The organism is Burkholderia sp. Ac-20344, assembly GCF_017104975.1.
Lineage (GTDB): Bacteria > Pseudomonadota > Gammaproteobacteria > Burkholderiales > Burkholderiaceae > Burkholderia.
Window position 1 is genome coordinate 1 of the sequence record NZ_JAAGPP010000116.1, and the last position, 23,062, is coordinate 23,062.

General features: G+C 68.3%; 20 protein-coding genes. 13 read left to right on the plus strand and 7 right to left on the minus strand.

The features are described from left to right. The 3 genes from G3N64_RS28810 to G3N64_RS28820 all read left to right on the plus strand — a co-directional run. Positions 1-580 (plus strand): hypothetical protein (locus G3N64_RS28810; protein ID WP_205787075.1); only part of this gene is annotated, 580 nt, incomplete at its 5' end. A 10-nt stretch (positions 581-590) separates the two neighbouring features. Next, positions 591-2,834, plus strand: coding sequence for a penicillin-binding protein 1C (pbpC, locus tag G3N64_RS28815; RefSeq protein ID WP_205787076.1), 2,244 nt, complete (start codon positions 591-593; stop codon positions 2,832-2,834). Between the two features lie 394 nt (positions 2,835-3,228). Next, entirely contained in the window at positions 3,229-3,918 is a 690-nt protein-coding gene (locus tag G3N64_RS28820) for a hypothetical protein (RefSeq protein ID WP_205787077.1), read from the plus strand. 39 nt (positions 3,919-3,957) lie between these two features. On the opposite strand, the gene G3N64_RS28825 is transcribed toward G3N64_RS28820, so the two are convergent. The 3 genes from G3N64_RS28825 to G3N64_RS28835 form a co-directional block, all read right to left on the minus strand. Beyond that, complete coding sequence (locus G3N64_RS28825) at positions 3,958-4,479, minus strand: GNAT family protein (RefSeq protein ID WP_205787078.1); 522 nt, start codon at positions 4,477-4,479, stop codon at positions 3,958-3,960. Positions 4,480-4,500: 21 nt separating this feature from the next. Further along, the gene (locus G3N64_RS28830; RefSeq protein ID WP_205787080.1) at positions 4,501-5,754 is read right to left on the minus strand and encodes a multidrug effflux MFS transporter; all 1,254 of its coding nucleotides are present in this window, start codon (positions 5,752-5,754) and stop codon (positions 4,501-4,503) included. Positions 5,755-6,098: 344 nt separating this feature from the next. Next, the gene (locus G3N64_RS28835) at positions 6,099-6,995 is read right to left on the minus strand and encodes a glutamate/aspartate ABC transporter substrate-binding protein (RefSeq protein WP_205787082.1); all 897 of its coding nucleotides are present in this window, start codon (positions 6,993-6,995) and stop codon (positions 6,099-6,101) included. Positions 6,996-7,399: 404 nt separating this feature from the next. Between G3N64_RS28835 and G3N64_RS28840 the strand changes: the two genes are divergently transcribed. The 3 genes from G3N64_RS28840 (at position 7,400) to G3N64_RS28850 (ending at position 13,365) form a co-directional block, all read left to right on the plus strand. Continuing rightward, the gene (locus G3N64_RS28840) at positions 7,400-9,058 is read left to right on the plus strand and encodes a S8 family peptidase (RefSeq protein ID WP_205787083.1); all 1,659 of its coding nucleotides are present in this window, start codon (positions 7,400-7,402) and stop codon (positions 9,056-9,058) included. A 717-nt stretch (positions 9,059-9,775) separates the two neighbouring features. Continuing rightward, on the plus strand, positions 9,776-12,541 hold the full coding sequence (mgtA, locus tag G3N64_RS28845) for a magnesium-translocating P-type ATPase (protein ID WP_205787084.1): 2,766 nt from the start codon (positions 9,776-9,778) through the stop codon (positions 12,539-12,541). An 80-nt stretch (positions 12,542-12,621) separates the two neighbouring features. Next, the gene (locus G3N64_RS28850; protein WP_205787085.1) at positions 12,622-13,365 is read left to right on the plus strand and encodes a transporter; all 744 of its coding nucleotides are present in this window, start codon (positions 12,622-12,624) and stop codon (positions 13,363-13,365) included. A gap of 58 nt (positions 13,366-13,423) precedes the next feature. Here the strand turns inward: G3N64_RS28850 and G3N64_RS28855 are convergent, their stop codons facing one another. Together G3N64_RS28855 and G3N64_RS28860 are read right to left on the minus strand one after the other, a co-directional pair. Further along, the gene (locus G3N64_RS28855; protein WP_205787086.1) at positions 13,424-13,708 is read right to left on the minus strand and encodes an Rrf2 family transcriptional regulator; all 285 of its coding nucleotides are present in this window, start codon (positions 13,706-13,708) and stop codon (positions 13,424-13,426) included. Between the two features lie 98 nt (positions 13,709-13,806). Continuing rightward, positions 13,807-14,682 (minus strand): LysR substrate-binding domain-containing protein, encoded by an 876-nt coding sequence (locus G3N64_RS28860; protein WP_205787087.1) that lies wholly within the window; start codon positions 14,680-14,682, stop codon positions 13,807-13,809. Between the two features lie 51 nt (positions 14,683-14,733). Here G3N64_RS28860 and G3N64_RS28865 point away from each other — a divergent pair, with 51 nt between their 5' ends. The 6 genes from G3N64_RS28865 (at position 14,734) to G3N64_RS28890 (ending at position 19,267) form a co-directional block, all read left to right on the plus strand. Further along, on the plus strand, positions 14,734-15,051 hold the full coding sequence (locus G3N64_RS28865) for a hypothetical protein (RefSeq protein ID WP_205787088.1): 318 nt from the start codon (positions 14,734-14,736) through the stop codon (positions 15,049-15,051). Positions 15,052-15,292: 241 nt separating this feature from the next. Then, positions 15,293-16,387 (plus strand): serine hydrolase, encoded by a 1,095-nt coding sequence (locus G3N64_RS28870; RefSeq protein ID WP_205787089.1) that lies wholly within the window; start codon positions 15,293-15,295, stop codon positions 16,385-16,387. A gap of 43 nt (positions 16,388-16,430) precedes the next feature. Beyond that, complete coding sequence (locus G3N64_RS28875; RefSeq protein ID WP_205787090.1) at positions 16,431-16,664, plus strand: hypothetical protein; 234 nt, start codon at positions 16,431-16,433, stop codon at positions 16,662-16,664. 73 nt (positions 16,665-16,737) lie between these two features. Next, positions 16,738-17,193: a MarR family transcriptional regulator gene (locus G3N64_RS28880; protein WP_205787092.1), complete on the plus strand. Its 456-nt coding sequence runs from the start codon at positions 16,738-16,740 to the stop codon at positions 17,191-17,193. Between the two features lie 65 nt (positions 17,194-17,258). Beyond that, positions 17,259-17,822, plus strand: a complete 564-nt coding sequence (locus tag G3N64_RS28885) for an isochorismatase family protein (RefSeq protein WP_205787093.1) — start codon at positions 17,259-17,261, stop codon at positions 17,820-17,822. Continuing rightward, complete coding sequence (locus G3N64_RS28890) at positions 17,819-19,267, plus strand: DHA2 family efflux MFS transporter permease subunit (protein WP_205787094.1); 1,449 nt, start codon at positions 17,819-17,821, stop codon at positions 19,265-19,267. Before G3N64_RS28885 ends, G3N64_RS28890 begins: the two co-directional genes overlap by 4 nt. 52 nt (positions 19,268-19,319) lie before the next feature. Here the strand turns inward: G3N64_RS28890 and G3N64_RS28895 are convergent, their stop codons facing one another. Continuing rightward, on the minus strand, positions 19,320-19,919 hold the full coding sequence (locus G3N64_RS28895; protein WP_205787095.1) for a LysE family transporter: 600 nt from the start codon (positions 19,917-19,919) through the stop codon (positions 19,320-19,322). A 95-nt stretch (positions 19,920-20,014) separates the two neighbouring features. Between G3N64_RS28895 and G3N64_RS28900 the strand changes: the two genes are divergently transcribed. Next, entirely contained in the window at positions 20,015-20,890 is an 876-nt protein-coding gene (locus G3N64_RS28900; protein WP_205787096.1) for a LysR substrate-binding domain-containing protein, read from the plus strand. Between the two features lie 12 nt (positions 20,891-20,902). Here G3N64_RS28900 and G3N64_RS28905 read toward each other — a convergent pair whose 3' ends face one another. After that, positions 20,903-22,621, minus strand: a complete 1,719-nt coding sequence (locus tag G3N64_RS28905; RefSeq protein WP_205787097.1) for a SulP family inorganic anion transporter — start codon at positions 22,619-22,621, stop codon at positions 20,903-20,905. Positions 22,622-23,062: the final 441 nt, after the last annotated feature.

A 23,062-nucleotide genomic window follows, 5' to 3' on the forward strand; every position in this document is an offset into this window, starting at 1 on the left:
CGCGGCCCGCAGCGTGATGCTGCCGTGGCCGCGCGCGTCGCAGGCGCCGGCCACGCTGTCGGTCACGCAGGACGGCACGGGCCGCCCGTGGGCCACGATCGAAAGCCTCGCGGCCGTGCCGCTGCGCTCGCCGTTCGCGGCCGGCTACCGGATCGCGAAGACCGTCACGCCCGTGTCGCCCGCCGTCAAGGGTGTGCTGACGCGCGGCGACGTCGTGCGCGTGCATCTCGACATCGATGCGCAGAGCGACATGACGTGGGTCGTCGTCAACGATCCGGTTCCGGCCGGTTCGACGATCCTCGGCTCGGGCCTCGGCCGCGACTCCGAAGCCGCGACGCAGGGCGAAAAGACGCCGGACGGCGCGTGGCCTGCGTTCATCGAGCGCGACTTCGACGGCTACCGCGCGTACTACGACTATCTGCCGAAGGGTAAATTCTCGGTCGAGTACACGGTGCGGCTGAACAACGTCGGCACGTTCGGGCTGCCGCCGACGCGGGTCGAGGTGCTGTACGCGCCGTCCGTGTACGGCCTGTGGCCGAACCCGCCGGTGACCGTGAAGCCGGCCGACGCGGGCAAGTAACGGGACCGCGATGATCGATCTGGCATTGCCGCGGCCGGCGCGTTTCGCCGGCCGCGTATTCGTCGCCATCGTGCTGGCCGCGCCGCTCGTCGCGCATGCGCTGCCGAGCTACGACGAAGTGCGCCGCAACTGGCGCAGCTCCGACTGGGTGCTGCTCGCGCGCGACGGCACGGCGCTGCAGCGCACGCGCGTCGACCTCGCCGAACGGCGCGGCGACTGGGTGTCGCTCGCGGACGTGTCGCCCGCGTTTCGCGAGGCGATCGTCGTGTCCGAAGACAAGCGCTTTTATGAACACAGCGGCGTCGACTGGCGCGGCATCGCCGGCGCGGCGTGGGGCAACCTGTGGAACGAGCGCACGCGCGGCGCGTCGACCGTCACGATGCAGCTCGCCGGGCTGCTCAGCGATTCGCCGCGCCGTTCGGGCCAGCGCTCGCTGCCGCAGAAGGCCACGCAGGCGGTCAACGCGCTGCTGCTCGAACGCGGCTGGCGCAAGGACCAGGTGCTCGAGGCGTACCTGAACCTCGTGCCGTTCCGCGGCGAGACGATCGGCCTCGCCGCGCTGTCGCAGGTACTGTTCGGCAAGGCGCCGTCGGGCCTCGATGCTCGCGAAGCCGCGATCGCGGCCGCGCTCGTGCGCGCGCCCAACGCAACGCCCGCGAAAGTCGCCGAGCGTGCGTGCCGGATCCTGCGCGACATGCATGCCGAGCAGGCCTGCGCGTCGCTCGACGGCTACGTGCAGCTCGTTACCGCGCGTCCAGCCAGCGCCACGCGTGACGACGGCGCCGCCCTCGCCCCGCACTTCGCGCGACGCATCGCGGCCGAGGTCCGGCCGGCGGCCGGTACGCAGGTGCGCACGACGCTCGATGCGCCGCTGCAGCGCTTCGCGCGCGACACGCTGATGCGCGCGCTGACCGAACTCAACGCACCCGCGCACCGGCGCAACGTGCAGGACGGCGCGGTCGTCGTGATCGACAACGCGACCGGCGAGATTCGCGCCTGGGTCGGATCGTCCGGCGCGCTGTCGAGTGCGCGCGACGTCGATGCCGTGCTCGCGCCGCGCCAGGCCGGCTCGACGCTCAAGCCGTTCCTGTATGCGCAGGCGATCGACGAGAAACGGTTGACGGCCGCGTCGCTGCTCGACGATGCACCGATCAACCTCGCCGCCGGCGGCGGCCTGTACATTCCGCAGAACTACGACAAGGATTTCAAGGGCTGGGTCAGCGTGCGCAGCGCGCTCGGCGGCTCGCTGAACGTGCCGGCCGTGCGCACGCTCGTGCTCGTCACGCCGCACCGCTTCGCGCGCACGCTGACCGCGCTCGGCCTGCCGCTCGCGCAGGAAGGCGACTACTACGGCTTCAGCCTCGCGCTCGGCAGTGCGGACGTCACGCTGCTGTCGCTGACCAACGCGTACCGCGCGCTCGCGAACGGCGGCGTCGCCCGCAAGGTCGTCGACCGGCCCGCGCCCGCACCGGCGTCCGGCGCGTCGACCTCGTCGCCCGCCCGCGCGGCCGACGGCACGCGCGTGTTCAGCGAGGCGGCCAGCTTCGTCGTGACCGACATCCTCTCCGACAACAATGCGCGCGTGCGCACGTTCGGCTTCGACAATCCGCTCGCGACGCGCTTCTTCTCGGCGGTCAAGACCGGCACGAGCAAGGACATGCGCGACAACTGGACCGTCGGCTTCACGTCGCGCTATACGGTCGGCGTGTGGGTCGGCAATGCGGACGGCTCGCCGATGTGGGACGTGTCGGGCGTCACGGGTGCGTCGCCGGTGTGGTCGGCCGTCGTCGGCTACCTGCACCGCGACCAGCCGAGCCGCGCGCCGCGCGCGCCGGCCGGCGTCGAGACGCGCCGCATCACGTTCGAACGCGAGATCGAACCGTCACGCAACGAGTGGTTCATCGCGGGAACGGCGGTCGACACGATCCGGCTCGCCGTCCCCGTGACGCCGGGCAAGGACGGCGCGCGCGCGCCGCTGACGATCGGCACGCCGACCGACGGCACGATCTTCGCGATCGATCCCGACATTCCGCCAAAGAACCAGCGAATCTGGTTCGAGCGCTCGGCCGGGCGCGCCACGAAGTTCGCGTGGCGGCTCGACGACAAGGTAATCGGGCATGCCGATCGCATCGCGTGGATGCCGTGGCCGGGCCGGCACCGGCTCGAACTCGTCGATGCACGCGGCAATGTGGCCGATGCGATCAGCTTCGAGGTGCGCGGCGCGTTCGCGAAGGCAGCCGCGCGCGAGCCTTGAGCGAGTGGGTGGGACTGTATTCGGGCGCTGCGCTGCGGAATGCCTACCTGTATGGCGGCATCCTGGAGTGTCACCAGGCCCGAATGCACGACATGACGTGCTGGTGGATCACACCGGATATGGGCGAGGCCATTGGCACACGCTCGCGCTCAGCATCGTGCTGAGCCTGTTGCTCGCCTGCGTGATGGCGCCGGCCCGCCCACCGCGCACCTGACGGCCGTTGCCGGCAAAGCACGACAGCGGCACGACACGCTTGCGTGCCGGGTTCCTCCGGCCCCAAGCGGGCCAAACGCGCCAAACGGGCAAGCAGCGCCCCGATTCGAGACCTAGAATGTGAACGGCACCGCATCTTCGGCGTCGACCGGTTGCCCCACTCCCCTCAAGGCCCGCGACCATGAACATTCACCCCAGGCGTTTCATCCGCCCCGCACGGGGCACGCTCTGCCTCGCCATCCTCGCGACGCTTCAGGCGTGCAACGGCGAGGCCTGCTTCGGCGTGGATGCCTGTTTCAACAACAACACGCAGACCGTTGCGCTGTCGGGCACGGCCGCGACGGGCGACGCGCTCGCCAGTGCGCAGGTGACGGTCAGTTGCGCGGCGGGCTCGGCGACGACGCTGACGGACGGCGGCGGCAACTACCGCGTGACGGTCAATGCTGCACTGCCGTGCGCCATCACCGTGACGTCGGGCGGCACGAGCCTGCATTCGCTCGCGTACGCGGGCGGCACGTTCAACACGACGCCCGAGACCGAGCTGATGCTGGTCTATCTCGCCGCCCAGCTCGGCACGAACACGGCCACCTTGATCGGCAATTTTCAGGGCAATCTGCGCTACCAGCAGGTGATGAACAGCCCGAACACCGTGCAGGCCGCGCAATCGGCCGTGGTCGCGAACCTGCAGCAGCGCTATTCGGTCGCGTTCGCCGCGCCGGCATTCCTGACCACGTCGTTCACGGTCGGGCAACCGGGTGTCGACAGCGATCTCGTCGCACTCGCAAAAGCCGGCGCGATCGACTCGAACGGGATGCCGGATCCGGTCGCCGTTTCGCTGCTGACGCAGGCCGGCGCCGCGCATCCGCTGTAAGCGGCCGGCGGCGGGAGGAAAATCGCCCGGTCTCGGGCGTCAGGCGTGCGCGCCGGGTTCGCCGTCGGCCAGCAGCGCCCACCGTTCGTGGTCGCGCCATTCGCCGCCGATGCGCAGATAGCGCGGCGAAAAACCCTCTTTCGTGAAACCGAGCCGCCGAACCAGCGCAATCGACGCGTGGTTGCCGGGCTGGATATTCGCTTCGAGCCGATGCAGCCCGAGTTCGCCGAACGCAACGCCGATTGCCGCGCGCATGGCCTCGGTCATCAGCCCCTTGCGGCTGAACGCCACCATGCCGTAGTAGCCGAGATACGCGCTCTGGAATACCCCACCGACGATCTCGTTGAGGTTCACCACGCCGACCACCGCCCCGGACGTGCGCTCGCGCGCGACGAGACCGACGTTCGGCCCCGTCAGGCAGCGGCCGAACCACTGGTCGAATCCCGCCTGGTCGGTGAACGAATCGACCCACGGCAGATGGTGGCTCCGGCTCGCGCGATTGGCGGCGATCAGGTCGGCGGCGTCGGTTCGGGCGACGCGGTTCAGCAGGATCGGGTTCATGGGTCGATCGGCAGGCGGCACTTACGCGGCCTCCCCGCGCCCGCACACGACGGGCGCGGCCTGGGCCTGCTGCTGCGACAGGTACCGCAGCAGCTTCGTCACCATCCAGACGACGATGCACGACAGCGCGACGAAGAACACCGCGAGCGGCGTCAGGACATGGATCGACACGAAACCGGCCAGCCCCATCATCGCGGACGACACGAGCAGCAGCGCGCACCCGAGAATCGCGCTCGTCAGGCCGGCGATATGCGGAAACAGCGAATTGCCCTTGGCCATCAGCGTCGGGTACATCGCGCCCGCGCAAAAGCCCATCACGAGCACCGGCGTTGCGAGCGTCCACACGCGCAGCCCGACGGTCAGCGCCAGCACCAGCATCGCGACCGACGCCCCCGCCATCACGCGCGCGCCGATGCGCAGCCGTTGCTCGGCGCTCGGCAGCCCAGGCCCGTGAATGCGGTTCGACAGGCCGCCGAGGAAATACATCAGCCCGATCCCGAGCGCGAGATAGCCGAAGAAGGTCGGCGGCTTGTGCAGCGTGGTCTGCACCATGAACGGCCCGACGATGTTGAATACGAGCAGGATGCTGTAGCACAGCCCCTGTGCGAGGAAGCAGCTCTGGAACACCGGGCTCGCCAGCACCTTGCCCGCGTTCGCGATCAGCGTGCGCGGCTCGAGATGCACCGGTTTCGGCAAGGTCTCGCGGTACCGCCACAGCAGCGCCCACATCGCCAGCGAGTACACCAGCAGGAACACGAGGCACGCGCGCCAGCCGAACCATTCCTGCAGGTGCGCGCCGATCACCGGCGCGACGATCGGCGCGAGCCCCCACGCGATCGACATGTACGTAAACGCATGCATCAGCGCCTGGCCGGAGAACGAATCGGTGATGATCGCCTTCGCGAGCAGGTTGGTGGTCGCGATCCCGAAGCCCTGCAGGCAGCGCGCCAGCACGAACGTCTCGAGGTTCTGCGCGCCGAGCGACAGCAGGCAGCCGATCGTGTAGATCACGAGCCCGAACGCGAGCACGCGCTTGCGCCCGTAAGCGTCGGCGACCGGCCCGAAGATGAGCTGGCCGAGCGCGTAGGCCGCCATGTAGCCGGACACGCTCGACTGGATCGCCTGCGGCGTGGTCGCGAACGATCGTGCCATGTCGGGCAGCGCGGGCACGTAGATGTCGATGGCGAGCTGGCCGGCGGATGCGAACAGGCAGATCAGGAACAACAGGAAACGCGGCGAATTCGACTCGCGCGCGGGAGTGAGCGTGGCGTTCATGACGACAGGGAAGGATGTCGGACAGCAGTGACGCAGCCGTGCGATGTTCGAGCTGCGAACACGTGTGCGTCGTGGCGAATGCCGTATTGTGCCTGTTGTCGGGGCACGCAGCCGGATTCCCCTGGCGTGGACGAGGTTGAATGCCGATTGCGGCATGCCCGAAAATCCGCTACCGGCGGGGCATCGCCTGTGCCAATCCCGGGCTGGCCCGGCTTCCCGGCTGCGCACGGGCCGGAAATCAGCGCGGGACGCGTTTCGCGCTGCCCGCCCCTGCCGTGCCGTCGATACCGCCGGCACGCGCCGGCGGTTTTTCATTGCCGAACGTCGATCGGTACCGCCTCAAATCAATACTGCGCCTGATCCGTCGGATTCCTGAACAGCTGCTTCATCTCCGCCGACAGCGGATAGTCGAGGCTCACGCCCTTCGGCGGGATCGGCTGCGTGAACCATTGGTTGTAGAGCTTCTCGGCCGCACCCGACGTCTGCATCTTCGCGATCACGCCGTCGACGACATGCTTGAACGCCGGATCGTCCCTGCGCATCATGCACGCGTAGTTCTCGTGGACGAGCGGCGTGCCCGTCACCGTGTACGCACCCGGATTGCGGTCCTTCGCGATCTCGCCGTACAGCAGCGGCTCGTCCATCACGAATGCCACCGCGCGACCGGTCGTAACGTTCATGAACGCTTCGGCGTGATCCTTCGCGCTGATGATCGTCATGTTCATCGCCTTCTCTTCGTTGAGCTTGCGCAGCAGGCGTTCGTCCGACGTGCCGGCCGTCGTCGCGACCGTCTTGCCGGCCAGGTCCGAGAAATCCTTCACGCCCGAATCCTTGCGCGTGCTGAAGCGGATGCCGTACAAAAAGATGCTGTTCGAGAACGCGGCCTGCTTCTGCCGTTCGAGCGTGTTCGTCGTCGATCCGCATTCGAAATCGATCGTCCCGTTCTGCAGCAGCGGAATCCGGTTCTGCGACGTGATCGGGATCTCCTTCACCGTGAGGTTCGGCACGTTCAGTTCCGTCTTCAACTGGTCGATGATGCGCGACGCGATGTCGCGCGAATAGCCGATGTTCTTCTGCTGGTTGTCCGAATACGAGAACGGCACCGACGATTCGCGAATGCCCAGCGACACGACGCCCGTGTCCTTGATCTTCTTCAGCGTGCCGGTGAGGGCCTGCGCGTGCGCGGCACCCGCCAGCGCACAGGACAGCGCGACGGCCAGCCAGCGTAAGCGGCGATCCATGCTTTTCTCCTGACGAAACGTTGATCGAATCGCGATCGTACGCCCAACAAAATTCGCGTCGCATCAGGGAAAGCGTCAGCCGCCCGACGCGAGCGGTTGCCTTCCGTGGCGCGCAAACAGCGCCCGGGCCGCGTATTGCGCCCGACCGGACGGCGGCGGTCTCGTCTCCCGGGTTCAGTCACCGGTTCCAAACGCGCGTTCGTGCTGCGATGCCACAACGCAATCGTTTGCGTTTCGTCGTTCTTTCATACAAAACATATTCAAGAAAGCCGCCACAGCAGCCGTTACCCAATGCATGTCGCGTCGCAGAAACCCTGCGCGCGCCTGAAAAAAATAGGTCCGGTGTGCGCCGGACCGGGCACCACCGCCGGCACGACGGTTATCTACGAGGATCGACTTTCAACATGAAAGCCAAACGTTTCAATTTCGCGCGGGCCCATTCCGCCCATGCGCGCATGCTCGCCGGCATGCTGTCTGCCGCGGCCCTGCTACCGATCGCCGGCTGCGGCGGAGGCGGCGACGGCAGCAACCCGTCGCCGACCAGCGCAGCACCGGCCCCCACCCCAACGCCGGCCCCGACGCCGGCCCCAACGCCGGCCCCGACGACCCCGCCCACCACTTCCGGCAGCAATGCGTGCTCGGCGCAGCAGGCCGCCGTGCAGATGGCCGCCCAGACGAGCGCGCCGGCCGAGCCGCCGGTCGATCACCTGATCGTCAAGCTGAAGACGCTGACGGCCACGCGTGCGATGGCGGCCATCGACGACGGGACGCGGCTCGGCGCGGTAATCCAGCGCTCGATGACGCGCTGGACGGCGCCGGTCGCCGGCAGCGCACGCGCCTATGCGAGCACGGTCGGGCAAACGCCGGTGAACGTGCAGGTCGAACGGACGATCTCGAACGGCGCGGCCGTGCTGTCGCTCGGGCAGCGCATGGCCGCCACCGACGCAGCCGCGCTCGCGCAGGCATTCGCAGCCGATTCGGACGTCGACTACGCGGAACCGGATCACCCGATGAAGATCCGCGACACGCCGAGCGACCCGCTCTACAGCCAGCAGTGGTACCTGTCCGATCCGACGGCCGGTATCGACCTGCCGCCCGCGTGGAACGTGACCAAGGGTTCGCCGACCGTCGTCACGGCCGTGCTCGACACGGGCTACCGGCCGCATGCCGACCTCGTCGGCAACCTGCTGTCCGGCTACAGCTTCATCAGCAACGTCAACACCAGCAACAACGGCCTGACACGCAGCCCCGATGCAACCGACCCGGGCGACTGGATCACGCAGCAGGAACTCGACAACGCAAACGGTCCGTACTATCACTGCGCGAGCCAGCCGAGCGACAGCAGCTGGCACGGCACACGCGTGATGGGCGTGATCGGCGCGACCGCCAACAACGGCACCGGCGTTGCCGGCGTGTCGTGGCTCGGCCAGATCCTGCCGGTGCGCGTGCTCGGCAAGTGCGGCGGCGTGACGAGCGACATCGCCGACGGGATGCGCTGGGCAGCCGGCATCGCGGTGAACGGCGTACCGACGAACCCGCGCCCCGCGAAAGTCATCAACCTGAGCCTCGGCGGTGTCGGTGCGTGCAGCACGACGTTCCAGCAGGCAATCGACGACGTGACCGCGAAGGGCGTAACCGTCGTCGTCGCCGCCGGCAACGACGGCCTGTCGACCGGGTTCGACCAGCCGGCAAACTGCCGCGGCGTGATCACCGTCGGCGCAACCGACGCGACCGGCCGCCGCGCATCGTTCAGCAACTTCGGCACCGATGTCTCGCTGAGCGCGCCGGGCGTCAACGTCCTGTCGACGTCGAACACCGGCACGACGACGCCGGGCTCGGACACCTACGGCGTCGCGAACGGCACCAGTCTCGCGACGCCGCAAGTGGCGGGGGTCGCCGCGCTGATGCTGTCGGTGAACGGCAACCTCACGCCCGCGCAGATCCAGCAGAAGCTGCAGGGCGGCACGCGCACGACCAAGCTCGCGGCCGGCACGTCGTGCACCGCGATGCCGGCGGGCTCGGGCATTCTCGATGCAGGGGCCGCCGTCGCGTCAGCCAACTAGTCGCCGCCACCCTGCTTCGACGCGGCCGCGCGCATGCCGATATCGCATGCGCGCGGCCGTTTCGTTGGCAACGATCCGGGGTTGCATCGCGTACACGTCCCCCCGATTCCGTGTCTCGAAATAACGGCTGACAAAAGGGTTGACGCTTCGCACAGCGACCCATTACCATCGCTCCCGTCTAATTACATGGAGTGTTCTGTGAACACCGATGCGAGTTGTAGTTGGTGCTCGACCAACTTGACTGCTGCCTGAGGAAAACGCGCAGAGCCTCGTCTTCTGCCGCATCCCGGGAAGCAGGATGCGGCGCCCTTCCGGCCTGACTGGCCAGATCTCCCGCCGAATTTTTCGATATTGCCGAATGCATGCGATGCGCCATCGCGCGCGTGCGTTCGTGTTGCGCGCAGCGTCAGCCGCGTGCACCTTCCGTTCGCGTGCCGTCCGGCCGTGCGCCTTCGTGCGTGCGTCGCTGTCGATCGCCCGTGCCGACTATCCGCAACCGACAGGAGTGCAGATGAACTCAGACGACAGTAGTCGATTACCGCTCGCCGGTGCGACGCTGCGCATCGCCCCTCCGGCCGCACCGCACGCGCCGGCGAGCGTTCCCGCCTTCACCGATCCACAGCCGATCGCGCCTGACGCGACGCGGCGGGGAGCGCTCGTGCGTCGATAACGTCACGGTCGCTCCCCGCCCGCCGCCTCGTGCGCAAGGAGCGACTCATGACAACACGACACAACACATCGCACAAGAAACAGCGCGGCTTCATCAAGGCCGGCGGCGCCCAACAGAACGACGCGCACATCATGCGCGCCGCGCAGGAAGCGGCCCGTCCGCTCGAAGACACGCTGAAGTCGCTGAACACCAGCACGCGCGGCCTCACCTACGAGCAGGCAGCCGACCGCCTGCAGCACTACGGCCCGAACGAAATCGCGCACGACAAGCCGCTGCACTGGAGCCGCCAGTTGCTGCTCTCGTTCCACAACCCGTTCGTCTATGTGCTGCTGGTGCTGGCCGCCATCAGCTTCTTCACCGACGTCTACTTCGCAGCGCCCGACGATCGCGACTATGTCGGCATGACGATCCTGCTGACGATGGTCACGATCAGCGCGCTGCTGCGCTTCGTACAGGAGTTCCGTTCGCTGCGCGCGGCCGAGAAGCTCAAGGCTATGGTCCGCACGACCGCAACCGTGCAACGCGCGATAACCGATACGTCCGAACCGGCTCGCCGCGAAGTACCGATGCGCGAAGTCGTGGCCGGCGACATCGTGCACCTGTCGGCCGGCGACATGATTCCGGCGGACGTGCGCCTGCTCGCGTCGCGCGACCTGTTCATCAGCCAGGCCGTACTGACCGGCGAGGCGCTGCCGGTCGAGAAGTACGACACGCTCGGCGCGGTGGCCGGCAAATCCGCCGGCACGCGCGCGGACGGCGCGGCGGCCGATACGTCGGCCTCGCTGCTCGATCTCGAGAATGTCTGCTTCATGGGCACCAACGTGGTCAGCGGCACGGCCACGGCCGTCGTCGTCGCGACCGGCGAGGACACCTACTTCGGCTCGCTCGCGCGCAACGTCGTGAGCCACAAGCGCATCGAGACGAGCTTCGACCGCGGCGTCGCAAGCGTGAGCTGGCTGCTGATCAAGTTCATGTTCGTGATGGTGCCGATCGTGTTCATGATCAACGGGCTGACCAAGGGCGACTGGCTGAGCGCGCTCACGTTCGCACTCGCGGTGGCCGTGGGCCTCACGCCCGAGATGCTGCCGATGATCGTCAGCGCGAACCTCGCGCGCGGCGCGGTCGCGATGGCGCGCCGCAAGGTCGTCGTCAAGCGGCTGAACTCGGTGCAGAATTTCGGCGCGATGGACGTGCTGTGCACCGACAAGACCGGCACGCTCACGCAGGACAAGATCATCCTCGAGCATCACCTCGACCTGTCGGGCTACAAGGACGAGGAGATCCTGCGGCTCGGCTGGCTGAACAGTTTCCACCAGAGCGGCCAGAAGAACCTGATCGACATCGCGGTCGTCGCGCGTGCCGACGAGATCGGCGAGCGCGTGAAGCCGCAGGGCTACAAGAAGATCGACGAACTGCCGTTCGACTTCGTGCGGCGCCGCCTGTCGGTCGTCGTCGAGGATACGCGCGGCACGCACCTGCTGATCTGCAAGGGCGCTGTGGAGGAGATGCTGGCCGTCTCCACGCATGTGCAGGATGAAAACAGTGTGCGTCCGCTCGACTTCGTCGCGCGCAAGCGGCTGCTCGAACAGGCCAACGCGTACAACGAGGACGGCTTCCGCGTGCTCGTGCTCGCGACGCGCACGATCCCGCGCGGCGACGAGCGCCAGCAGTACCGCACCGCCGACGAACACGACCTCGTCGTGCGCGGCTTCCTGACCTTCCTCGATCCGCCGAAGGAATCGGCCGCGCCGGCGCTCGCCGCGCTGCGCGAAAACGGCGTCGCGGTGAAGGTGCTGACGGGCGACAACCCGGTCGTCACGATGAAGGTGTGCCGCCAGGTCGGCCTCGAACCCGGCAAGCCGATCCTCGGCACGGAAATCGAAGCGCTCGACGACGCAACGCTCGCGCAGGTCGTCGAACGCACGACCGTATTCGCGAAGCTGACGCCGCTGCAGAAGGCGCGCATCGTCAAGGCACTGCAGGCGAACGGCCACACGGTCGGCTTCCTCGGCGACGGCATCAACGACGCGCCCGCGCTGCGCGACGCCGACGTCGGCATCTCGGTCGACAGCGGCGCCGACATCGCGAAGGAAACCGCCGACATCATCCTGCTCGAAAAGAGCCTGATGGTGCTCGAGGAAGGCGTGATCAAGGGCCGCGAGACGTTCGGCAACATCCTGAAGTACCTGAACATGACCGCGAGCTCGAACTTCGGCAACGTGTTCTCGGTGCTCGTCGCCAGCGCGTTCCTGCCGTGGGAGCCGATGCTCGCGACGCAACTGCTCGTGCTGAACCTGATCTACGACACGTCGCAGATGCTGCTGCCGTGGGACAAGATGGATCCCGAGTTCCTGAAGAAACCGCGCAAGTGGGAGGCCGGCAACATCAGCCGCTTCATGCTGTGGGTCGGGCCGACGTCGTCGGTATTCGACATCACGACGTACATCCTGATGTGGACGGTGTTCGGTGCGGGCGCGATGTATCACCTGAACGGCGGCACCGGCGGCCAGATCGTGATGAACTCGGGCTGGTTCATCGAGAGCCTCGTGTCGCAGACGCTCGTCGTGCACCTGCTGCGCACGCAGAAGATCCCGTTCCTGCAGAGCACGGCCGCGCTGCCGGTGCTACTGTCGACGTTCACCGCGATCGTGATCGGCTGCTGGCTGCCGTTCTCGCCGTTCGCGGAGTCCCTCGGCTTCATGCACCTGCCGGACACCTTCTGGCTGTGGCTCGCCGCGACGATGGTCGGCTACATCCTGCTCGCGCAGATCGTCAAGACGATCTACGTGCGCCGCTACAAGCAGTGGTTCTGAGCTTCCTCGCTTGAAGGCGCCCTGCCGGCCCGTGCCACGTGCCCGGGCCGGCAGGCTCGCCACGCACGACAGGTGATCCCATGAAAAGAATGCTTCCGCTCGCAGCCGCGAGCGCCCTCCTCGCGCCGTTCGATGCCCTCGCCACCCATCCGCTCGTCAGCGACGACACGGGTACGCAGGGCAACGCGAACTGGCAGTTCGAGTTCAACGCCGAGGAAACCTCGAAACAGGAAGAAAACGGCCGCCACCAGCTGTGGAACGCGACGCTCACGCGCGGGTTCGGCGAACACGTCGACCTCTACGTGAACGCGCCGTACACGCATCTGCAGACGCGCACCGACGAGAACGGCGCCGGCGTCGGCGACGTCGAGATCGGCATGAAATGGCGGTTCGTCGAACGCGGTCCGCTGTCGATCGCACTGAAGCCGAAACTGACGACGCCGACCGGCAACGACCGGCGCGGGCTCGGCACCGGCCGCGTGGGCGCCGGCGCAACGCTGCTCGCGCAGCTCGACGTCGCGCGGTTTTCGTTTCTCGCGAATGCGGGAATGACGTACCAGCCGAATCGCCAGGGCGACCCGACGTCGATCTGGGCCGTGTCGGGCGCGGCGATCTACAAGGCCACCGACACACTGCAACTCGTGGCCGACATCGGCACGTCGCGCAACACGGCAGGCGGCGCCGGCGCGAATCCGGCATTCGCGATCGCGGGCGCGATCTATTCGCCGAAGCCGTGGCTCGATCTCGACATCGGCTATCGGCGCGGGCTGAACGACCAGACCTATGATCATTCGGTGATGGGCGGCGTGACGGTGCGGTGGTAACGCGTCGACGCCGCGCGTCGAACCGCAAGACGACGGGTCGCTTCCAGCGATCCGTTTTTTATCCCGCGTCGTTCGTGCCGAACAGTTGCGCGCACACGGCGCGCCCTTCGTCGGTCAGCGCGGCACTGCCGGTGCCGTCCTCGTTCAGCGTCGTCGTGCTCAGGCCCGCGGCGTCGAGCTGCGTCAGCACGCGGCGCAGCGTGCTCATCGGCAGTTGCGAGCGTTTTGCGATCTTCGGTAGCGACCACGGCCTGGCGGCCGGGTCGGCAGCGGCTTCGTGCAGCGTCGCGAGTGCCGCGACAAGCGCGGGATCGAGCGGGGAGTCGTCGGATTCAGAAGTCATCGTTTCCGGTCGGTGAGCAAGACTGGGGCTTTCGTTCGGGCGTCCGGCACGCTTTCGGGCGACCGCCGCCGGCTGAGGACACTATACCGCTTCGTCCTTCATGCATTCTTGATCGCGGCACGCATGAACGACACGAAGCGTGTGGTGACCGGATCGTCGCGGCCCGACAGCCACGCGAGCCCGACGCGCCACTTCGCGTCCTTGCCCTCGAGCGGCAATACCGTCGCGTCGCGCAGCAGATATTGCGCACGCGACGGAATGAACGCAACGCCCGCGCCGGCCGCGACCGACGCGAGCACCGACTGCACGTCTTCGGCCTGCTGCGTCACGTGCGGCACGAACCGGCGCTCGATGCACCACCGATCGACCTGCGCAGCCAACCCTTGCCCGCGTGCGCGCTGCAACGCGATGAAGCCAATCTCGTTGAGCGTGCCGAGATCGGCCGGCACGCGCTTCAGGCCGAGATGCGGCGGCACCGCCAGCGCCAGCGCTTCGTCGATCACCTTGAACGACGACAGTCCGCCGTCCGACGGCAGACGCAGGAATCCCGCGTCGAGCTTGCCCGCGCGCAACCGGCGCGTCTGCTCCGCGGACGACAGGTCGCTCAGCGTCACGGCAATGCCCGGATTCCGGCTGCGAAACTCCGCGACGAGCCGCGGGACGAGCGTCAGCACCGACAGGCAGATGCCCAGCCGCAAATGGCCGCGCTGCCCGCTCGACAGTTCCCGCGCGCGGACGAGAATCTCGTCCGCATCGCGCACGAGCGCCTGCGCGTCAGGCAGGAAGCGCTCGCCGAACGATGTGAGCTCCGCGCCGTGCCGGCCGCGCTCGAACAGCTTGCCGCCGAGGCTCGCTTCGAGCGCGCCGATCTGCTTGCTCAGCGCCGGCTGGCTCATGTGCAGCGCATCGGCCGCGCGGCTGAAATGGGAAAGTTCGGTGACCGTCAGGAACGTTCTCAGCAGTTTCAGTTCCATTCTTAAAAGGAATCGTAACGATCGAAACATTCATTTTACCGATCGAATGCAATGACGTTCAATACGGACATGCCCTCTCCGGAATCGACCGTCATGCCCCTTGATCTCGTATGTAAATGTCCGCCCGACGACACCTCGTGCGCGCCAACAGCCCACGACGAACGCGCCGCAACGGCCGATCTCCGCGCGCCGAAACGTCGTGCCGAACGTGTCGAACGTAACGAACGCGCCGACGGCCGCGGCCGCCGCTTTCGGTTCGGCGATGCGGTGGACGCGATGAACGCGATGAACGACGCGCCGCCCCGCCCCGTGACCGGCTCGATCGCGATCGGCTTCGCGGTGGTGTCGCGGCGCAACTGGCCGCGTTGAGCATCGGCGCAATCGATCCACGATCGCGCCGCATACCGCTTCATCTACAGAGCGACCGCAAGCGCGCACACCGCCGCGCTCCTTCCAATCGCCGGCCAGCGCCTTCGCAATTCACCGAATCGCGCATCTTTTCCCGCCTTCACGCGTCATCGCACAGCGATCGACCGTATAATTTTCCGCATCCCGCTGACCATCCACGCATTCCGCGCAGCGTCACCGCGCGTGAAAAGGAGACTTTCGCTTGACCGGCCTCATCGCGCGCCTGCCATTCGCCCGGACCACCCTGCTCATCGCCCTGTCGATGCTGATGTTCGCCTTCTCGACGAGTGCGTCGTCCACGCCACGCAACCCGCCGCCGCGCGCCGCGCACGCTCATGCGCCTGCGAAGGCCTTCAAGAAAACCGTCAAGAAGAAGCCGGCCCAGCGCAACAAGAAAGCCGTCAAGCATCGCCGCCCGCGCGTGAAGCACCATGCGGTCAAGCGTCACGCGGCGCCGGCCCCGCAGCATCGCCGCGCCAAACGCACGACCGCCGTGCGCCCGCGCCCGGCCGACAAGCCGCGCCTAATGGCAAGCTGCGGCTACAGCCCGCGCGCGGTCAAGTCCCTGCATTCACGCGCGGCCTACGTGCTCGACGTCGATTCCGGCACGCCGCTGCTGGCCCGCAACGCACGCACGGTGCGGCCGATCGCGTCGATCTCGAAACTGATGACGGCCGTCGTCGCACGCGACGCCGACCGTCCGCTGAACGGCGTGCTGCGCGTCACCGCACACGACCGCGACACGATCAAGTTCACCGGGTCGCGCCTGCAGGTCGGCTCGGAACTGTCGCGCCGCGAGATGTTCCATATCGCGCTGATGTCGTCGGAAAACCGTGCGGCCGCCGCGCTGAGCCGCGACTATCCGGGCGGACGCGCCGCGTTCGTCAAGGCGATGAACCGCGAAGCGCGCCGGCTCGGCATGCGCCATACGCACTTCCGCGAGCCGACCGGCCTGTCGCCGCACAACGTGTCGACGGCCGAGGATCTCGCGAAGCTCGTCGGCGCGGCCGCGCAGGATCCGCTGATCCGCTATTTCTCGACGGATACGTCGACCACCGTACGCCCGGGCGACGGCGAGCTGCTCTACGTGAATTCCGACCCGCTCGTCCGCTACCGCCGCCTGCCGATCCGCCTGCAAAAGACCGGCTTCATCAACGAGTCGGGGCACGGCGTCGTGATGCGCATGCGTGTGAAGGGCCGCCGCGAAACGGTCGTGCTGCTCGGTGCACCGACGCGCGCGGGCGTCTCGAGCGATGCCATCAAGATCCATCGCTGGCTGTCCTGCTCGATCCAGTAAGCGCGCGGGCGACCGGCGCGTTCACCCCCAGGGGAGCGACGCCATGCAGGAGGAATACCGCTTCAACGCATTTGGCCGGCTGCTCGCCGTCGTGCGCAAGGACGGCCGCTGGGCCGTGTTCGATCTCGGTACCGAAGGCAAGCGGCGCCCGGCCAACCTGCATGTTCCGTCCACGCTCGCCGCAGACGAGCTCGCGCAATACCTCGGTGACCTGCTGCACGAGTGCGCGACCCCGAGATACAGCGAAGTCGTGCCGGTCCCGCTCCGCGGCGCGTAACCGCGCGCCCGCCTTCCCCTCGATCCGGCGGCCAATTCGACAGTTAAACTTGCAAGTTTAACTGTCGTATTCTATGATCCGCCGCATGACCTCACCACGCAAACCCGGCGTTTCCGCCGATATCGTCGCCGCCGACCTGACCCTCGCGATCGGCCAGTTGATCCGCCGGCTCCGCTCCGAGATCGATTCCGAAGGGCTCGGCATGTCCCAGACGAGCGCGCTCGCGCGACTCCAGCGGCACGGGCCGATGACGACCGCCGATCTCGCGCGCGCCGAAGCGATGAAGCCGCAGTCGATGAAGGCGATTCTCGCAAGCCTCGCGGAAGACGGTCTCGTCGAGCGCGAACCGCATCCGACCGACGGCCGCCAGATCCTGTTCCGGCTGACCGCGGCCGGCCTCGATGCACGGCTCAAGCGCAACGCCGCGAAACACAAGTGGCTCGGCGCCGCGATCGAGCAGCTCGATCCCGCAGACATCGACACGCTCGCCGCCGCGATCCCGCTGATCCGCCGCATCGGCGAGCAATGAATCCGGCCCGCGCGCCACGGCATTCGCGCGCACGGCTTTCTTCGTCTCTTTCACGGAGTCCCATCATGAGCGCAACCCGTCTCGATACGAACACGGCACTCGTCGTCATCGACCTGCAGAAAGGCATCGTCGCCCTCCCCACCGCGCATCCGGTCGAACCGGTGATCGCGCACGCCCGCGCACTGCTCGACGCGTTCCGCAGCCGCGGGCTGCCGGTCGTGCTGGTCAACGTCGCCGGTGGCGCCCCGGGACGTACGGAGCAACCGCCGCGCGCCGCGTCGCTCCCCGCCGACTGGGCCGAGCTCGTGCCCGAACTGAACCGGCAGCCCGGCGACCACCTCGTGACGAAAAAGACCTGGGGCGCATTCACCGGCACCGATCTCGACGCATACCTGAAGGCGGCCGGCGTCACGCAGATCGTGCTGACCGGCGTCGCGACGAGCATCGGCGTCGAATCGACCGCACGGCAGGCGCACGAGCTCGGCTACCACGTCACGCTCGCCGTCGACGCGATGACCGACCTCAATGCGGATGCGCACGTGAACAGCGTCGAGCGCCTGTTCCCGCGCCTCGGCGAGACGGGCACGACGCAGGACATCGTCGCGCTGCTCGACCGGCGCGGCGCGTGAGCGACACGCGCACGCGCCCGGCGCAGGACCACGCAGCCGGCCGGCCCGCTCCGTCGATCTGGAAGGTCAGCGCGGTCGCGACACTCGGCTCGCTGCTGTCGCAACTCGACGCGACGATCGTCAACGTGTCGCTGTCGAGCCTCGCGACCGACCTGCACGCGAGCCTCGCGACGATCCAGTGGGTGACGAGCGGCTACCTGCTCGCGCTCACGCTGGTGCTGCCGCTGAACGGCTGGCTCGTCGACCGGATCGGCGCGAAGGCGCTGTACCTGTGGTGCTTCTCGGCGTTCACGCTCACGTCCGCGCTGTGCGGGCTCGCGTGGTCCGCGCCATCGCTGATCGCATTCCGCGTGCTGCAAGGCGTGAGCGGCGGGCTGCTCGCGCCGATGGCGCAGATGATGATCGCGCGCGTCGCCGGTCAACAGATGGCGCGCGTGATCGGCTACGCGGCCGTGCCCGTGCTGCTCGCGCCGATCCTCGGGCCGGTCGTCGCCGGCGCGATCCTGCAGCACACGTCGTGGCGCTGGCTGTTTCTCGTGAACCTGCCCGTCGGCGTACTGGCGCTCGCGCTGGCCGCGCGGTTCCTGCCCGGCGACCGCGAAGACACGCAGCCGCGCGAACTCGACTGGGTCGGCCTCGCGCTGCTGTCGCCGGGGCTCGTGCTGTTCCTGTACGGCATCGAGCGGATCAACGAAGCGCTCGGCATCGCGGCGATCGTCGCGTCGGCGCTGCTGCTCGCGGCATTCCTGCGGGCCGAAACGCGCCAGGGCGACCACGCGCTGATCGACCTTGCGCTGTTTCGCGGCAAGGTGTTCGGCGCGGCCGCGTCGACGCAGTTCCTGTCGAACGGCGCGCTGTTCGCGGGCCAGATGCTGATTCCGGTGTTCCTGATCCAGGCGTGCGGCCGCACGCCCGGCGAAATGGGCTGGCTGCTTGCGCCGATGGGTCTCGGCATGCTCGTCACGTATCCGTCGATGGGCGCGCTGACGAGCCGGTTCGGCGTGCGCCGTCTGGCCGCCGCCGGCGCGTTGCTCGCGCTGTTCGCGACGCTGCCGTTCGTGTTCCTCGCGCTGACCGGCTACGATCCGTATCTGCTCGTGCCGGCGCTGTTTCTGCGCGGCATGGGCCAGAGCGCGATCGGTGCGCCGTCGATCTCCGCCGCGTATGCGTCGGTCGAACGCCGCAACCTGCCGATGGCGACGACCTCGCTCAATATCGTGCAGCGCCTCGGCGGCCCGACGTTCACGACGGTGTGCACGTTGTTCCTCGCGTGGCGGCTGCAGGCCGAATCGGTGGCAAGCGGCGGCACGCAGGCGAACGCATATGCGTGGGCGTTCGGCCTGCTTTGCGTGCTACATGCGGCGAGCGTCGTCACGACGCTGCGGCTGCCGTTGTGGTCGGCCGGTGCGGGCGAGCAACCTGCCGGCGCCGCGCGCGCCGGTTAGCGCTGAACGCGAACGCTGCGTCATGCTGCGTCGCGCAGCGCGTGCAGCGTCGCTACGGCAGCCACATCGGCACGATCGACACCACGAGCAACACGCCGAGCCCGGCATTGAGCCAGTGCCACTGCCGCTCCGTGCGCAACACGCGCGCGAACAGCAGCCCGGCGAAACACCAGAGCGACAGCGACGCCATCGCGGCCACGCCGAACGCCAGCCCGAGCAATACGCCGAGCCGTGCCGGGCCGGAGGCGAGCGCGGCGAACGACGCGGCCGCGCCGAGCGTCATCGCCCAGCCTTTCGGGTTGTGCCAGAGCATCCAGACGCCGCTGACGAACCCCTGCGGCCGGTGCACCGCGGCATCGAGCCGCGGCTTGCCGCCGCGCCCGATGCGCACGGCCAGCCACACGAGATATACCGAACCGACCGCCTTCATCGCGAGTTGCAACGCGGGCAACGCAAGCAGCACGCCGCCGAGCCCGGCCGCGGCAGCGGCGGCCATCGACGCCAGGCCGATCGCGATGCCCGCCATCAGCGGCAGCGAACGCCGATAGCCGAAATGTGCGCCCGAGGCGGTCGCGAGCGTCGTCGCGCCGCCCGGCGTCACGGTGGATACGATCACGAACAGCATCAGCGGCAGGTAATCGCGGAACGGCACGGAAGCTCCTGGTTGTCGTCGTCGAAGCCCCGTTTTACCCGCGATCGCCCCATTACGACAGCGAAAGCTTTTTATGCATGCCATTAGTGTTCATAATGCATCGCATGGCACGTAATCTCGACATCGCGCTGCTGCGCGCCTTCGTCACGGTCGCCGATCATCGCAGCATGACGGCGGCCAGCCGCGCGCTGCACCTGACGCAAGGCGCGATCAGCCAGCAGGTCGCACGGCTCGAAACGCTGTCCGGCCCGCTGTTCGTCCGCGAGCACCGCAACCTGCTGCTCACGGCGGACGGCGAACGGCTGCTCGGGCAGGCGCGCCGGCTGCTCGCCGTGCACGATGCGCTGCTGGCCGACATGACGGCCGGCGCGGTCGAAGGCGCCGTGCGCATCGGCGCGCCGCAGGATCTCGTCGGCACCTGTCTCGCGCCGATCCTGAAAGGCTATGCTCAGGCGCATCCGCAGGTCGCGCTCACGCTCGTGTGCGCAGCGTCACCGGAACTGCGCCGGGGGCTCGCGCAGGGCGAACTCGACGTCGCGCTGATCGAGGCGCCGGTCGGGCCGTCACGCGGCGAGTGCCTCGCAGTCGACCGCCTGGTGTGGGTCGGCGCGAAAGGCGGCACCGCGTACCGGAACACGCCGCTGCCCGTGTCGATGGTCGCGCAGACCTGCGCGTTCCGCCCGACGGTGCTCGACGCGCTGCGTGGCTGCGATCGCGCGTGGCGCACCGTGTTCGAGAACGGCAGCATCGACGCGACGGCCGCGACCGTGCGCTCCGACCTCGCCGTGACCGCCTGGCTCGCGTCGACCGTGCCGGCCGACCTCGACATCCTGGCGGCCGGCAGCGGCCTGCCCGCGCTGCCGAACTTCTCGATCAACCTTCACCTGCCGCGCGGCCAGCGCACGCCGGCCGCGACGGAACTCGCCCGCCACCTGCGCAACGGCTTCGCGCGCTTGCGCGCAGCGGCCTAGCGCCGGTTCCCGCTACACGATGCCCGGCTCCTGCGGCGCCGGCGTCGTACCGGCCGCCTCCAGCGCCTGATGCAGCGTCGGGAAAATGCACGACTCCCCGACGATCTCCGTGATCCGGTGACGATCCATGTCCGCGCGCAGGTAGCGGTTGACGCGCCCGAACAGCACGCCGATCCCGCGTGCGTGCAGCATCCTGACGAGGTCGGTCAGCGTCCGCGCGGCCGAATAGTCGATATCGGTGACCGCGCCCGCATCGACGACGAACCAGCGCGTCGGCACCGGCGCCGCGTCGACGAGCTCGGTCACTTCGGCGGCAAACAGATGATCGTTCGCGAAGAACAGGTCGGAGCCGAACCGGTAGACGATCAGCCCGGGCGCCGTCATCGCGCCGCGCCGCGTGGGCACCGGCTGCCACCGCCCGTTGCCTGCGACGGGTTCGAGCACCATCGTGTGCGGCTGGTAGCTGTGGCGCACGTGCCGCATCAGCGACAGTGCGACGGCCAGCAGGATGCCATGCTCGACGCCGACCGTCACGACGGCCACGGCCGTCACCAGCGCGAGCGTGAACTCGCCGGGGCTTTCCTTGCGGATCGCGGCGAGGCTGCGCACGTTGATCAGCCCGAGCGCGATCGTGAACACGATGCCGGCCAGCACCGCATGCGGCAGGTACTGCAGAAACGTGCTGAAGAACAGCAGGACCACCGCCACCACGGCCGCGAACGCGAGGTGCCCGATCTGGCTGCGCACGCCCGCGCCGTCGGCCATCGCCGTCTGCGTCGGGCTGCCGTTGACGACGAACGCGCCGCCCACCGCCGCCGCCGCGTTCGCGGCCGCGAGGCCGAGGATGTCGGCGTTGGTGTCGACGTCTTCGCCATACTGCTGCGCGAACACGCGCGCGGCGGCCGCGCTCTGCGCAATGATCATCACGAAACACGACGCGGCGACCGGCACGAGATCGAGGCACTGCTGCCACGTGACGGACGGCCAGCGCAGCGGCGGCAGCCCGCCCGCGACCGGCCCGAGCACCGCGATGCCGTGCGCGGCGAATCCGAACGCGTAGCTGGCCGCGATGCTGCCCGCGACCGCGATCATCGGCATCGGCACGCGCGGCAGGAACCGCTTGCACGCGAGAATCGCGACGACGACGAGCGCCGCGAGCGCGAACGTCGGCCGGTTCGCGTGGACGAGATGCGTGACCACGTAGTCGAGCTGCGCCAGGCTGCGCGACGCCGGGTACGGCACGGCCAGCCCGAGCATGTCGCCGAGCATCGCGATCGACACCTGCACGCCGACGCCGGCGAGAAAGCCGACCAGCACCGTGCGCGACAGGAAATCGGCGAGAAACCCGAGCTTGAAGATGCGCGCGAGCAGCAGCATCGCGGCGGTCAGCAGCGCGACCACGCCGGCCAGCGCCGCATACTCGGCGCTGCCGGCCGGCGCCATCGACGACAGCCGGCTCGCGAAGATCGTCGCGGTCGCGGAATCGGCGGCCACCACCAGATGTCGCGACGCGCCGAAGCACGCAAACGCGACGAGCGGCAGGAACACCGTGTAGAGGCCCGTGACGGCCGGCATGCCGGCTATGCGCGCATAGCCGAGCACCTGCGGGATGTCCATCGATGCGAGCGAAATGCCCGCGAATACGTCGCGAACGGCCCCGCCCCGGCGGATCGGAAGGATGCCTTTCAGCAGCCGCACGCCTGACGCGCGGCTTTCGTTGGGATCTTGCATGCGTGAAATGCGTGAGTACGTGGTGACGTGGTTCGCAAAGTCGTTCGCGCATCGTGCCCCGGGCAGGCATCGCATGGCAAGTGCGCGAAGGAGGCGCATGTCGTTCACCGTCGGCGACGGGCCGCACGCGACGACGAACGGCACACCGGCGATCCATGCGACGCCCGCATGATTGCATGGTTCGCCGTTCACGCGCACTGACGCGCGAACGCCCGCCACGGCGGCGTCGCGCCGATCCCGGGCCGGCGTACCGTGCATCCGGCAACACGCGCGTGCGGCAGCGTGCGGTGACGTGCTTTCCTCACCCGTCCTCACCCGATTACAGAGGAGACCTGCTCAATGGTGAGGAGATTCGGGAGCCTCACGTCATGCATTCACGGCAACGCACCCGGAACCCGATGGCACAATCACGGTCCCTTTCATGTGCCCTTCACCGGGCGC